Source organism: Humidesulfovibrio mexicanus (genome assembly GCF_900188225.1).
Lineage (GTDB): Bacteria > Desulfobacterota > Desulfovibrionia > Desulfovibrionales > Desulfovibrionaceae > Humidesulfovibrio > Humidesulfovibrio mexicanus.
Map to the genome: position 1 here is coordinate 1 of NZ_FZOC01000012.1, position 12,948 is coordinate 12,948.

Here is a 12,948-nt window from a genome sequence, read left to right on the forward strand (position 1 = left end):
AAGAGTGGACATCTCATCGAATATCAAGGCAATCCGGTTGCCGACATCGGCACGGCCTTCAGCAATGCCGCCAAGCGTGCCGAGTTGGATTACGATGTCTGCCCGTACGACATCCGGCACCTTTGGATCACGACAATGCTCGACAAGCAGGTGGAGATTTCCGCCATCGCCCACTTGGCCGGCACCAGTGTGCGCATGATCATAAAAAACTACTACGAACCGCATTCCTCGGAGACGGAAAAGGCGGCCGCACTGTTGCCGAAGCTCGGAACCGCGCAGGAGACGCCGCTGCGGTTGGTTGACCGTGTCAGGCCGGTTCAGGTGGCATGAGGATTTGACACGGCAAAGATGAAGGGGCTTGCCTTTGCGGAGGCAAGCCCCTTCATTTGGAAAGTTGGGCAACCAGAGAAAGGACAGAGCCCACGTTACGATTATTTCGCCTGGCGGTTCAAGTAAGGAGGCATGCGAACGCCTTTGAGCCAGAGCGAAAGCGTCCCGCCAAGGCCCAAGGTGCAGGCGGCATAGTTGGCCATGCGCGCAAATTGTTTTTTCCAAATCAATGGGTCTGACACGGGAGTGGCTGTGAGCCATGCCGCGAACAGGGCTCGGTACAGGAACTGCGACCATAGCAAAAGGGTCAGCACGAGCAATATATTGCCTGCAACCCTGCGAGTACGCGACAAGGAGGCAAGGGCTTGCGGACATGGCCGCCACGCCCACCACAGCAGAATCAAACTGGCAGGGATGGAGAAGGTGACGAAGAGCCCTCCCCATGCAGGGAGGCTGTACACAGCTCCAGGGCTCCAGCCGTCAAGAAAACGATCGAAGTACAATCGCTCGGCGACGTTGGCCAGCAGGGTGACACAAAGGAACAGCAATGGAAGCCATCTTTTCATGTTTCGCTCCCTGCTGGCCGCGTGCGCCTATGGCACATCCGTTCTGCAATAGTCCAGCACTTCCGTGGGGTTTGTGTGACAGTCATTGATTCCAGGGAGCCACCTGCCGGTATCGTTTCCAGGGCGTATCAACGCGTCGACGCATTGCTCATCAACGTTGGGCACAGTCCAGCATTTCGTGTCAGGCCGCTTTGATTGTCCGGTGTGGTCGACCCATTGCGTTTGGGCAAAGAGATCGTTGATGCTGTCGCTTTGGTTGGCGGCCCGGCCAGGAATGCCCATGCCCGATTCCGTACTGTCCGTCTTGATGAAGTAGTGGTCCGCAACGTTACGCACAAAATCATTATCAACGTCCACAGGCCGTTTGCATACCTGCACTTCCAGCCCCCACACGTCCACCCGATTCACCGGATCGTCGACACAATAGCCGTACCAATCCGTATCTCCGCCCTTTGCGCCCATGGGGTCAAGGGCGGTGAAGCGACCGGTGTCGGCGTCACAAAGCAGGGCGGGGAGTCCAAAGACTCTCCGCCCCATTCGAATCAACTATGCACAGGAGGCTCCACTGGTGGATCAGTGAAGCGTGTCGGGAGTTCCTTGATGCGCCAGAGCTTGATGGCACCGATGAAAAAGTACGTATGTACAAGAATGTTGTACGCTCGGTATATGTCGAACCCAGGGGGCTTGAATCCATTTACCCAGGTGAAGTAAACGGCATTGGAGATTATGTAGAGGGCGAGTATGCGACTTGCCCATCGTTTTGCCCTGAAGGTAAGCCATGTAAGAAGGAGCGTTGCCCCAGTGACGCCGACGACGATTGCGAGGAGTATTGGATCGCACAATGTCGCTCGCATACTTCTAAAGGCATCAAGGAGATGCAAAAAACAGAATACTTCCACAACAAACCAAGCGTCCTTCACGACGGCACCCCGCTATCGCCAGATGTTAGTCTTCTTCCTTTTGGTTCCGCTCGTAGTATTCCCGGAAAGGATCAATCTCCGACGGTAAAATAGTGTACCGCTTTCCGCCGACCGGAACGGAAAAGTCCAACAGGAAAGGCAGGGCGGCTTTATCGCCCTCAATCGGTTTATAGTCACCTTGCAACGTCCCGTTGTCGTCACATTTGGACCACCTGCAGTAGTACGGCTTGTCGCCGCCCTTTGCGCCCTCGCTTTCCAGCCCACACGCATCCGTCCTATTGACCGGGTCATCGACGCAATAGCCGTACCAGTCATCATCTCCGCCTTTTGCGCCCACGGGGTCGAGGGCGGTGAAGCGGCCGGTGTCGGCGTCGTAGTCGCGCCAGACAAAACGCGTCAGGCCGGTGTCGGCGTCATATTGCCCGCCTGCGAAGCCTATGGGCAGGCGCACCACATCGCCCCGGACCTGCAACAGGTTGCCGAAGCTGTCGTATTGCATCGTTTGTACAGTATGGCCATCCACTGTGGCAAGGGCCAGCGGTGTGCCGACTTGGTCGCAGCACAGCAAATACGAGTCGTCGCCGTTCGTCACGCCAACGGGCGTCCGGCCCTCAAGGTACGCCAGCCGCCACCACTCGCGTCCGTCGTGAAATTCCGAGAGCCGCAGCGGATCGAGCCAGCGATAAGCTTCGACAATGCCCCCATTCACACGTTTCTCGGTGCGCTGGCCCTTGGCGTCGTAGGCGTATTCGATGCGCCTGCCGTCCGGCAGGTCCACCCGCAGCAGCAGACCCGAAGGTTCGTACTGGTATCGAGTCTCGCGTGGATTTGAGGAAGTGTCCTCAATCTTCAGGTTGCGGAAGCCCGCCTTGGCGTGGCCGTACTGGACGGGTCCGGCCTGGAGCAGCCGGTCGCCCAGGCTGTAGCTGTAGCGCCGCTCGCCCCGACATCCTCCAAGTGGGATGCGCTGCGGGTTGATGTCGGCGAGGCGGCGACCTTCGTGGTCGTACTGGTAGGACTCCAGCAGGCCGCCCGAGCCATCGGCGACGCGGGCGAGGCGACCGGCGGAATCATACGCGTAACGCCGGATTTCGGCCTCGCCGCCGAGGTTCAGGGTGCGCTCTGCGATGCGCCCCCTTCGGGGGTCTCTGGCGTCGCGTTTAATCAGAAGGAATGGGGAGGGCGCGGGCGTGGTCATTGAATCTCCTTGCTTTTGCGCGCCGGGCAGGATGCCCGACGCAACTTGTGCAAGGATAGCGAGAGGTTTGAAGGTCGGCAAAAAAGGCATGGTTTTGGCCGGTAAAAGGAAAAGAATAGCGTGTTGACAGGGGTTGAGGGGGGAAACGCGTAGAGCAGCGCAACCCCCGGCCCGCGTTCTCGACTTGAATGACACGGATTCTCATTTATCGTGCGCGCTCACAGCGACGCTGTCGTGCAGCAACGAAAAAGGGCTTGCGAATCGCTTCGCAAGCCCTTGCTTTTCTTTAGTGGTGGAGCTGGAGGGAATTGAACCCACGGCCTCTTGAATGCCATTCAAGCGCTCTCCCAACTGAGCTACAGCCCCACACCGTTGGGAAGCACTGTCTAGCCGCATGTGGGGGGGCGTGTCAAGGATTTTGCGCCAATCTTGCTGGAAAAAGGAAATGTTGGCTCCGGCCGTGGACCGTGGAGTGTCGCCGGGGGCGATCGGAAGCAGGCGGCGCTAAAAGGCCCAGCCCAGGGTGACGCCGCCCAGGATGGACGAATAGCCCGTGCGGAAGAGCTCCGTGCCCGCGAAGGCCGTGCAGCTGAAGTCGCCGCCGCGCAAGAGCGTCAGGTCCCCCTGCAGGGCCAGGCTGTCGCGCCCGGTGGTGGGGGCCATGGCCTCGAAGGACTGCGAGCCGTTGCTGACGAAGGAGGCCTTCGACGTGTGCCCGCCGCCGAGGAGTTCGCGCATCCAACGCGCGCTGAGCCCGGCCTCCAGTCCGTATCCGCCACCCACATCTGCGCCGATGCCCGTTTGCATTCCCAGGGCCGAGCGCAGGGTCTGCGTTCCGGCGGATTCGAGCTTGAGGTCGGCCGCGCCGCCGCCGCGCTCCTCGAAACCCGGCCGCCAGGACCAGCCGTAGTCCAGCCCGGCCACGGGGCCGATGCTCAGGGGGCCGAGCGTCCAGCCCCAGCCCGCGCCCAGGCTGGCCGCGCCCGCAAGGCCCACCCATTCGCCCCGGCTGGTGCGCCGGAAGCCGCCAGCAACCACCTTGCGCTCGGAGGCGCTGTTCTCAATGCCCACGCGGCCGATGCCGTACACGAAGCCGCCGCCCCAGGCCGCTGGCCGCAGCAGGGCCTGTGCGCCCAGGTGCAGGCCGTCGGTGCGGGTCTGCGACCCCAGCCCCAGTCGCGTGTCCACCTGCCGGTGGGAATAGGCTGCGTGCAGGCCCGCGGTGAGACCGCCGTCGAAGCTGCGCTCCACCCCGCCGAAAAGCCCCACGTCCGAACCGGAGTAGCCGGGCGTGGAGCCGATGGTCTTGCTTGTCTGGCTGCCGCCGTAGGGCATGACGAAGGCGGTCCAGGGTTCCTGCTCCTGGCCGGAGCTGCGGCCCGCCATGGCCGGGGCCGGGGCGGCCAGCATGGCACCGAGGAGCGAACCCGTGAGCATCTGGTTGCCGTCCAGGGAGGCCTGGGCGGCGCTGTTGAAGGCCTGGGGCGAGAGCTGCTGCAGGGCTGCGGCGATGCCGGAACCGTCGGCGGCGGAGAAGTCGAGTGCGGCCAGCAGGTTCTGCATGTCGCCCGTGGCCTGGCCGGAGAGGGCGTCCAGGGCCTTGCCCACCCCGGCGGCGTTGCCGCTGGAGGCGAACTGGCTGTAGGCCGCCGCCGCGCGCGTGGTGGTGACGGTGTACACCGGCCCGGCGGAGAGCACCATGGTGAGGGTGGGCGAGCTGGGCGCGGCCAGGGCGTCTATGCCCGTGGGCAGGGAGCTGCCAGCGCCGCCGCTGAACATCCCGGCGAAGGGGATGGTCACCGTGCCCAGGTAGTAGCCTGCCTCGGGCGTCACCGTGACGGTGGCGCCGGTCCCGCCGTTGTGCACAAAGGCCCCGCTGGCTGTGATGGTGTCGGACTGGCCTGCATCGTTGAACTCCATGCGCAGGTCGCCGTTATTGGTGAAGTCGCCGTCTATGTTCATGGTGCCGATGCTGTTCCCCGGGGCCACGGTGCCGTTGTTCACCAGCGCGCCCTGGCCCGCCGCCGCCTGTCTGGGATCCGTGCCGTCGCCGTAGAGCAGGTAGCTGCCCGAGCCCTTCAGGGTGGCCCCGGCGTCCACGGTGGCGTCCAGGCCCTTGAATTCGCCGTTGAAGGCGAAGACCCCGCCCTTGACGTTCAGGCTGATGCCTGCAGGGCCGGTGATGTCGTCGTCGTAGCGCATGGAGAAGGCCGGGTCCGGGGTGAGGGCCGCGTCCAGCACGCCCACGTTGAGCTGCGTGACGTAGCCGCTGGCCGCTCCGGGGATGAATGTGCTCTTCCAGGGATTCCAGGCCGAGAGGATGTCGCCGTCCAGGCTGGCCCCTCGCTTGAGGTTTATGGCCGCCACATGGGAGTCGTCCTCGATCTTGACCGCGGCCAAGTTGCCGGACAGCGTGCCGGAGATGTTCAGCTCGCTTACAAGGGCGCCGTTCAGGTCCGAGCCCATCTTGTTGTAGAAGTAGCGGTCGTCGGCGTTGGTGAGGGCGTTCACGCCCGCTTTGTGGAAGTAGGAGACCACACCGTCCATGCCTATGCCCATGTGCACGCCGATGCCCATGTCGCCTGCGGCGGAAACCCGGCCGTCGAGGTTCAGGACGTTTTCCCTGCCATAGGACACCAGCACGCCGGTTCCGTACGAGCCGTCGGCCGCCACCGTGACCCCAGCGGGCACGGTGACGGTGTTGCCCACGCCGTCCACGCGTATGCCCCCGGCACCGTGCCCGCTGGCGTTGATGTCCGCCGCCTGGGTGACGTCCAGCCGGTCGCGGTACACGTGCAGGCCCGTGGCGTAGGAGGCCGCGCCGTTGAATCCCAGGGTGTTGACCACCGTGGCCGCGCTTTCCGCCAAGTAGGCTCCGGAGCGCCCGGCTGGCATGGCCGTGTCAGTGGTCAAGAAGCCGCCAAGGTTGGTGGGGAAGTAGCTCTTGCCGAAGAACTCCGAGAGGGTGATGGAGTAGCCCATGTCCTTGAGCACGGCGAGCTCAAGCTCGGTGAAGAGCATATTGCGTATTGGGGAGTAGGACATGATGGAGCCGAGCAAGGCCGGGTGCCCCAGCACGTTGCCTTCGTCCAGGTCGTAGTTGCCGTAGAGTCCGGCCATGACAGGCATTCCCTTGCCCCCGGTGAGGGCGTCCACCGCGTCGCCGTGGAAGGTGGGGAAAAAGCTTACCTGGCCCGGATGCGCGGCCATGGCCTGGGTGGGGTCGGCGTTCAGGTTCGGCATGACGAAGTCGCCGTTGGAGCGCGCGGCGGATCTGGCCGGATCGAAGACCGTTGTGCCGGTGACGGCCCGGACCCCGTTGACGTCGTACAGGCGCGAACCCCAGGCGGAGTCGGCGTTGATGGTCCATTTGGTCAGCTCCCACGAGGCCGCGCTTTCGTCCGCCGCATGCAGCGTCCCCCCCATGCCCAGGGCGTGCATCATTTCGTGGGTCATGGTGGAGGTGATGGAGTTGTCGTCCAGCAGCAGGCGCGTGGGAGTGGTGGTGTAGTCGACCTCGAAAACGATCCCCGTGTGGTAGCCGTAGGCGGGGAGCGGGGCGTGGTACTGCCCCCGGGCGATGTAGAGCAGGGCGTCCTCGTCGGCCCTGCCCGTGTCGGGGCTCCAGCTGTAGGCGGAGCCGCTGGCGTTGGCCACCTTGGCCAGGTTGACGATGAGCTTCGAGTCGAACTGGCTGCCCAGGCGCTCCACCCAGTAGTCCATGCCGCCCCGTATGCTGGCCAGCTCGGCGGCGGAGAAGTCGCCGGTGGCGGTCTTGGTCCCCTCCTCCTCGTGAAAGCTTTCTCCGGTGCTGCGCACGTACAGGACGAATGGTCCCATGTTGTAGGGCGTGGCGGCATGGGCGGCGGCGGCGCAGAGCAGCAGGGCCAGGAGCGGGGCGATGATTTTTCGGAGCATGATTGTGATTCTTTTGGTTTGGGCGCGGCTTTGCGGCCCCCGGCGTATGCGCCCAAGGAGCGGCTGGACGCTACATGGTTTTCAATTGCGCCCAACGTACCCGAAATCGCAAGAAAGCGCAGCCCCGAAAGGCGGTTCGCGGGTTGGTTCTGCTGAGAAATACGTAGTCCAACGCTGCTGGCCGAAAAAATACGTATGGCGGGGTGCCGGGCTGTGCGGTCAAATAAAAAGGGCCTGCGGCAAAAGAACCGCAGGCCCTGGGAGCGCCGCGCCAGGGTGGGCGGCTACTGCGCCCGGAGCGCCGGGGCGGAGCGGACGCTGTCCGTGGCGCGAGCCTTTCGGCGGCGCTCCTCCGGCAGCAGGGCCATGCCGAGGGTGGCCGCTACGCACAGGGCGTAGAAGGCCCACATGGCCTGCCAGCCGGAAAGGCCGAGCAGCTTTGCGCCGGTGTACACCAGGCTCGCCACGGCCAGGCCCAGCAAAGTCTGGAAGGCCATGGAGAAGAGCATCCAGCGCGTGCTGCCGCTGGCCAGGCGTACGGTCATGGCTGCGGGCAGGCAGGGCGGATACAGGGCCATGAACAGCATGAGCGACAGGGCGTGCAGGGGGGTGAAGCCCGACCCGGCCAGCATTCCCGCCTCCACGCCGCGCTCCGCCGCCGCCGGGGCTCCGGCCACGGGCATGACCTCGCCTTCCGCAGCCAGCAGGTCCGCCGGGGAGGGCTCGTCCTCCTCCCCGGCCTCCAGGCCATAGATGGCCCCCAGGCTCATGGCGGCGTTCTCTTTGGCGGCGAAGGCCGAGAGCAGGGCGATGTTGATGCGCCAGTCAAAGCCCGCAGCGCGGGTCACCGGTTCCAGCGCGCGGCCCGCCATGCCCAGGAAGCTTGCGGCGAAGACCTTTTGGCGCAGTTCCGCGCGCAGGGCCTTGCGCGTGGCGGCCAGGTCGCGCAGGGCCTTGGCCGGGCCCTGGGCAGAGGGGCTTTGCCCCGCCGCCAGGGCCAGCCACAACGGGTTTTTCGCCGCAAAGCGGCTGTCCACCACGGACTGGGCGGCGGGGGTTTCCGCCGCGGCGCGCTCGGAGCGCCAGTCTGCGGCAAAGGCCAGCAGGCGCACCGTTTCCGCCTGGTTCAGGCCCTCCAGGCCGGGCAAGGCGCGGGCCTCGGCAAGAAAGCGCTCCAGGGCAGCGTCGCCGGCCTTGCGGGAGCGTTGGGCGTCTGCCTCGTCCAGGCCGGGGAAGGTGATGAGCGCGAAGACCACAACGGAAACGGCCAGCACCACGCCCATGATCTTCTTCACGAACAGCAGGCTGCGCTCCAGGGCGCGCGCGGCCACCGCCCGCGCGGTGGGCAGGTGATAGGGCGGCAGTTCCATGAGGAAGGGCGCGCGGGGGAGCGAACTGGCCGCCGTGAGCGACAGGGCCTTGGCCACGGGCAGGGCCATGAACAGCGTGACCGTGGAGATGAAGAACAGGGCCAGGCCCTGGGTGTCCGCGAAATAGGCGCCAATGAGGATCAGGTGCAGGGGCACCTTGGCAAGGCAGTTCATCATGGGCGCGACGAGTATGGTGGTGAGCCGCGCGCGCTCGTCCGGAATGCCGCGCGTGGTCATGATGGCCGGGATGGCGCAGCCGCCCAGGTACACGCCGCCCAGAATCAGCGGCAGGGTGGACTGGCCGTGCAGGCCGAAGCGGCGGAAGAGCCTGTCCAGCAGAAAGGCCATGCGCGGCATGTAGCCGCTGTCCTCCAGCAGGGCGATGCAGCCGAAGAGCAGCAGGAACACCGGCAGATAGCCCAGAATGGCCGTGACCCCCTGCACGGTCCAGATGCCCAGGGAGCGCAGCAGCGGGTCCTCCAGAAAGCCCTGGGCGGGCAGCGCCAGCCCCACCCAGTCCTCCACGGACGTGAGCGCGCCGCGAAGTTCCTCGCCCAGCCCGTCGCCCACGCCGATGGCCGCCTGGTAGAGGGCCAGCAGCACCCCGACCAGGAACACAGGCCCCCAGAACCGATGCAGGACCACGGCGTCCAGACGCTCGGTGACGGTGGTCCGGCACTGCGCAGACGGCGCCATCTGCGCGTGGGCGGCCACATTACGCGCGGCCCGGTTGCGCACTGCGGCCACATGCCGCGCCGGGTCCATGCCCGCGCCGGAAGCGAAGGCCGCGCGCAATTCCAGGCACAGGTTGCGCACCCGCGCCGGGGATGTGTGCAGACGCTCAAGCAGTTCACAGGCGGCCTCGTCGCCCTCAAGAAGTTTTATGGCCAGCCAGCGCGCGGAATAGGCCACGCGCAGGCGCACCTCCTCGTGTATCGCCGCCTCAAGCGGGGCGATGGCCTCTTCCAGAGGACCGTAGTCGAGGATGTGTCCTGATCGGGACTGCGGCTGCCTCTGGATGAGCTCCGCCAGGACCATTCTGATGTCCTGCGCGCCCGTCCCGCGCGAGCCCACGGAGCGGACCACGGGCACGCCCAGCGCGCGAGAGAGCGCCTCGGCGTCAACCGGGGTTCCCCGGCGCTCGGCCACGTCGGTCATGTTCACGTCCACGGCGAGCGGCAAGCCCATCTCCAGCAACTGGAGCACCAGGTACAGCCCCCGCCGCAGGTTTGCGGCGTCCAGCACGGCAAGCACGGCGCGCGGCCTGTCGTGCAGCAGAAAGTCGCGGGCCACGCGCTCTTCCAGGGAGTACGATGTCAGTCCGTAGATGCCCGGCAGGTCCACCAGCTCCAGTTCGTAGCGCCCGACCCGCGTGCGGCCGGAGCGCTTTTCCACCGTGACGCCGGGGTAGTTGGCCACATGCTGGCGCGCCCCGGTGAGCATGTTGAACAGGGTGGACTTGCCGCAGTTTGGCTGGCCCGCAAGGGCCACAAGATGGCTTTGGCGGCTCACGGGCGCGCCCCCGGATGCGTGTTGCCGGTCTGCGCCAGCCTGTGCACCAGCACCTGCTCCGCTTCTGCGGCGCGGATGCAGATGCGCGCGCCTTCCAGGTCGATTTCAAGGGGATCGCCCAGCGGCGCGCGGCGCACCACGCGCAACGCCGCGCCGGGGCAGAAACCCATGTCCGCAAGGCGCTGGCCCAGGCGGTCCGCCTCGGGCAGGCGGCACAGCACGCAGTGCACGCCTTCCCCCTGGGCCGCCAGGGGTTCCAGGCCGGGCTGCGCGTCCGCCGCGTCGTCCTTCGGCTCGGCGGGGTGTGCGCACCGCCCGACAACCGTCTCCAGCATGTTCATGGGCACCTCTTTGGGATCAGGCCGTCTTGTGGACAGCTTTGGTGAGATTGAATTTCAATTTCGATTAATCCGACGAACCGGCGCTGTCAACGTGCGTGCAGGCACAATGAAAATTCGTCTCACGATTTGCACCGCTGACGGAAAGGGGGCATGGTTGCGCAAACGGCGCAGAGTCTCGCGTTGCCCGCAGGATTGGGCGGCGGAGCATCGCGCCAAGCTGGAGGTCGATACAATGGGACTGCATATACGTTTTGGCGTGGTCGCCGTGGCGGGAACGGCGTTGCTGGGACTGGCCGCCTATGCCGCCCTCAGGTCCGAGAAGCTGCGGCCGGTGCTTGTGGGAGCGGTGCGCGGCGGGGTGAAGGCTGCGGACTGGCTGGGCGAGAAGGCCTCGACCATGAAGCAGGGCGTTTGCGACATGGTGGCCGAGGCGCGGGCGGACATCGAGACGCCCAAGGCTGCCAAGCCCGCTGCCAAGTCTAGCGCCAAGCCCGCTGCCAAGTCTAGCGCCAAGCCCGCTGCCAAGTCGGTGGCCAAGGCTTCGGCCAAGCCCGCTGCTGCGGAAGCCTAGAGACTCTTGTCCGCCCGGTCCGGAAAGCGTTCCGGACCGGCGGCGGGCAGAGGGCGGCCAGAGGCCAGGCCTGCTGCGGAAAGGATGGCGAAGGTGGTTCCATTGTGCAGGGCCGCCGCGGTCAGCGGGGAGAGCCTCCCCGTCGCCGCCGCCACAAGCAGGGCCGAGTTGACCGCGACGCCTGTGGCAAAACAGCCGCGCAGCACGCGTCCGGCGCGTTCCGCTGCATCGCGGGCGGTGAGCAGGCCGTGCAGACCGCCGCGCAGCAGCACGATGCCGGCCGCATCGCGCGTGAGGGCGGCCACGGTTCCGTCGCCGAGTTCGTCCCCGGCCACGCAGACGCCCACATCTCCAGCCAGCAGGGCCGGAGCGTCGTTGACGCCGTCGCCCACCACGGCCACCCGCGCGCCGGACTGGCGCAGCGCGCGCACTGCGGCTTCCTTGTCGTCCGGCGTCAGCCCCGCGCGGACCTCGTCCGGCGCGGCGGGACCGTCAAGCCCGGCCAGGACCGCTTCCGCCGCGTCCTGGTGGTCGCCCGTGAGCAGCAGCACACGGCGCACTCCGCGCCTGCGCAACGCCGCAATGACTTCTCCGGCCTCGAGGCGCAGCTCGTCGCGCAGGGCCACCATGCCCGCGGGGCGTCCGTCCACGGCCACATGGACCAGGGTCTTGCCTTGGGCGCGCAAAGGATGTTCCTGGGAACACAAGGCGTTTTCGCCGCAGGACTGGACCAGAAAGCGCGCGCTGCCAACGGCCACGTCGCGGCGGCTGCCCGACGCCCCCACCTGGGCGCGCGCGCCCAGGCCCGTGGCGCAGTCCGCGTCGCAGGCGGGCAGAAGCGCCAGTCCCCGCCGTTTCGCCTCCGCCGCGAAGGCGCGGGCCACGGGATGCGTCCAGCGTTCCTCGGCCGAGGCGGCCAGCCGCACAAGCTCGTTTTCGTCCAGGCCGCTGCCGGGCGCAAGAACGATGTCGGCCACGGTCATGCGGCCGGTGGTCAGCGTGCCGGTCTTGTCGAAGACGATGGTGTCGGCGCGGGCCAGTTCGTCCAGGGCGCTGCCGCCCTTGACGAGGATGCCCGCGCGGGCGGCCGTGTGCATGGTGGCCTTCACCACCACCGGGGCCGAGAGCTTGACCGAGCAGGCGTAGTCCACCGTGAGCACGGACAGGGCGCGGCTGGCGCTGCCCGTGGCGGCATAAATGCCCGCGCCAAAAAGAAGGCTCAAGGGCGCCAGACGGTCGGCCAGACGGTCGCTCAGGCGTTCCGGCCGCGATTTTTCGCGCAGGCTTTTGTCCATAAGCGAGGCGATGCGCGCGGTGGCGCATTCGGCCCCGGTGCGCACGGCGCGCACGGCCAGGGAGCCATGGGCCACCACTGCTCCGGCGGGAACCTCGTCGCCGGGAACGGTTTCCACGGGCGCGGATTCGCCGCTGATGACGCCCTTGTCCACCAGCGCCGCGCCGCGCTCCACCACGCCGTCCACGGCCAGCATCTCTCCGGTTCCCGCCAGCACCAGGTCTCCGGGGCGCACCGATTCCGCGGGAAGCCGGATTTCCTCCGGGCGGCCGTCCGGGGCGACGCGCTCCACGCGCACGGTTTCCACCGGCGGGGCGAGCAGGGTCCGGAGCAGGGCCCCGGCCTTGTCCTCCGTCGCTTGGCGCAGGTATTCGCCCATCACGACCATGGCGCATATGCCCAGGGCCGAGGAGCTGTCGCCCGTGGCCAGGGCGAAGCCCACCGAGGCCATGTCCAGGCTTTTGGCCTTGAGCCCCTGGTTGGCCAGGGAGTCCGCGCCGCGCAGCAGCACCGGAGCCGCCATGGCCGTGGCGAGCGCCATGCGCGGGGCCGGTGGCAGGAACATCCCCCCCGCCGCCAGGGCCGAGGCGGCAAGCGCATCGGCCAGGCGGCGCGGCTGGCGCGTCGTCTGCGGCTGGCGCGCGGCGTAGGCCTCGGGCGGAAGGGAGGCCAGGGCGGCGGCGATGTCCTCGAACACGCCAGGCCGTTCGCCTCCGTCTTCGTCGAACCGGGCCACCAGGCAGCCCCCGGCCGCGTTGACGCGCACCTGGGCCAGCCCGGCGCGGTGCGCCAGCCAGGCCTCCAGGTAGTCCGTCCGCAGGTCCGGATGCCGGAGGCCCGTCCAGCCCAGGCGCAGGCGTCCCGGACTGCGGTGCAGCAGTCTGGGCCGTGCGGCCGATGGCGCGAGCGGGGAGGGCGAGCCCACGGA

General features: G+C 66.9%; 8 protein-coding genes, 1 tRNA gene and 1 pseudogene. 2 read left to right on the forward strand and 8 right to left on the reverse strand.

What is annotated here, in order from left to right; translation table 11 throughout:
- A pseudogene (locus CHB73_RS16095) lies at positions 1 to 330 on the forward strand (hypothetical protein); the annotation flags it as partial.
- A 101-nt stretch (positions 331 to 431) separates the two neighbouring features.
- On the opposite strand, the gene CHB73_RS16100 reads toward CHB73_RS16095, so the two are convergent.
- From CHB73_RS16100 to CHB73_RS16130, 7 genes are all read right to left on the reverse strand, one after another.
- Positions 432 to 896 carry a hypothetical protein gene (locus CHB73_RS16100; RefSeq protein WP_089275632.1) on the reverse strand — a complete coding sequence of 155 codons (465 nt, stop codon included), beginning with the start codon at positions 894 to 896 and terminating at the stop codon, positions 432 to 434.
- 27 nt (positions 897 to 923) lie between these two features.
- A complete protein-coding gene (locus tag CHB73_RS16105; RefSeq protein ID WP_179217101.1) occupies positions 924 to 1,358 on the reverse strand; it encodes a hypothetical protein in 435 nt (144 codons plus the stop codon).
- Positions 1,359 to 1,841: 483 nt separating this feature from the next.
- Positions 1,842 to 3,014, reverse strand: a complete 1,173-nt coding sequence (locus CHB73_RS16110) for an RHS repeat domain-containing protein (protein ID WP_179217102.1) — start codon at positions 3,012 to 3,014, stop codon at positions 1,842 to 1,844.
- Positions 3,015 to 3,304: 290 nt separating this feature from the next.
- A tRNA-Ala gene (locus CHB73_RS16115) sits at positions 3,305 to 3,380 on the reverse strand.
- 138 nt (positions 3,381 to 3,518) lie between these two features.
- Complete coding sequence (locus tag CHB73_RS16120) at positions 3,519 to 6,932, reverse strand: autotransporter outer membrane beta-barrel domain-containing protein (protein WP_089275635.1); 3,414 nt, start codon at positions 6,930 to 6,932, stop codon at positions 3,519 to 3,521.
- A 284-nt stretch (positions 6,933 to 7,216) separates the two neighbouring features.
- Positions 7,217 to 9,814: a ferrous iron transport protein B gene (gene feoB, locus CHB73_RS16125; RefSeq protein WP_089275636.1), complete on the reverse strand. Its 2,598-nt coding sequence runs from the start codon at positions 9,812 to 9,814 to the stop codon at positions 7,217 to 7,219.
- Complete coding sequence (locus CHB73_RS16130; RefSeq protein ID WP_235641639.1) at positions 9,811 to 10,155, reverse strand: FeoA family protein; 345 nt, start codon at positions 10,153 to 10,155, stop codon at positions 9,811 to 9,813. The genes feoB and CHB73_RS16130 overlap by 4 nt, the downstream gene beginning before the upstream one ends.
- Before the next feature lie 232 nt (positions 10,156 to 10,387).
- On the opposite strand from CHB73_RS16130, the gene CHB73_RS16945 reads away from it, so the two are divergent.
- Entirely contained in the window at positions 10,388 to 10,726 is a 339-nt protein-coding gene (locus tag CHB73_RS16945; protein WP_089275637.1) for a hypothetical protein, read from the forward strand.
- Here the strand turns inward: CHB73_RS16945 and CHB73_RS16140 are convergent.
- Positions 10,723 to 12,945 carry a heavy metal translocating P-type ATPase gene (locus CHB73_RS16140; protein ID WP_089275638.1) on the reverse strand — a complete coding sequence of 741 codons (2,223 nt, stop codon included), beginning with the start codon at positions 12,943 to 12,945 and terminating at the stop codon, positions 10,723 to 10,725. The genes CHB73_RS16945 and CHB73_RS16140 overlap by 4 nt on opposite strands.
- Positions 12,946 to 12,948: the final 3 nt, after the last annotated feature.

Bases quoted from the DNA above. Each gene is read 5' to 3' on its own strand.
- CHB73_RS16100 (WP_089275632.1), bottom strand. From the start codon at position 896: ATGAAAAGATGGCTTCCATTGCTGTTCCTTTGTGTCACCCTGCTGGCC.
- CHB73_RS16105 (WP_179217101.1), bottom strand. From the start codon at position 1,358: ATGGGCGCAAAGGGCGGAGATACGGATTGGTACGGCTATTGTGTCGAC.
- CHB73_RS16110 (WP_179217102.1), bottom strand. From the start codon at position 3,014: ATGACCACGCCCGCGCCCTCCCCATTCCTTCTGATTAAACGCGACGCC.
- CHB73_RS16120 (WP_089275635.1), bottom strand. From the start codon at position 6,932: ATGCTCCGAAAAATCATCGCCCCGCTCCTGGCCCTGCTGCTCTGCGCC.
- CHB73_RS16130 (WP_235641639.1), bottom strand. From the start codon at position 10,155: ATGAACATGCTGGAGACGGTTGTCGGGCGGTGCGCACACCCCGCCGAG.
- CHB73_RS16945 (WP_089275637.1), top strand. From the start codon at position 10,388: ATGGGACTGCATATACGTTTTGGCGTGGTCGCCGTGGCGGGAACGGCG.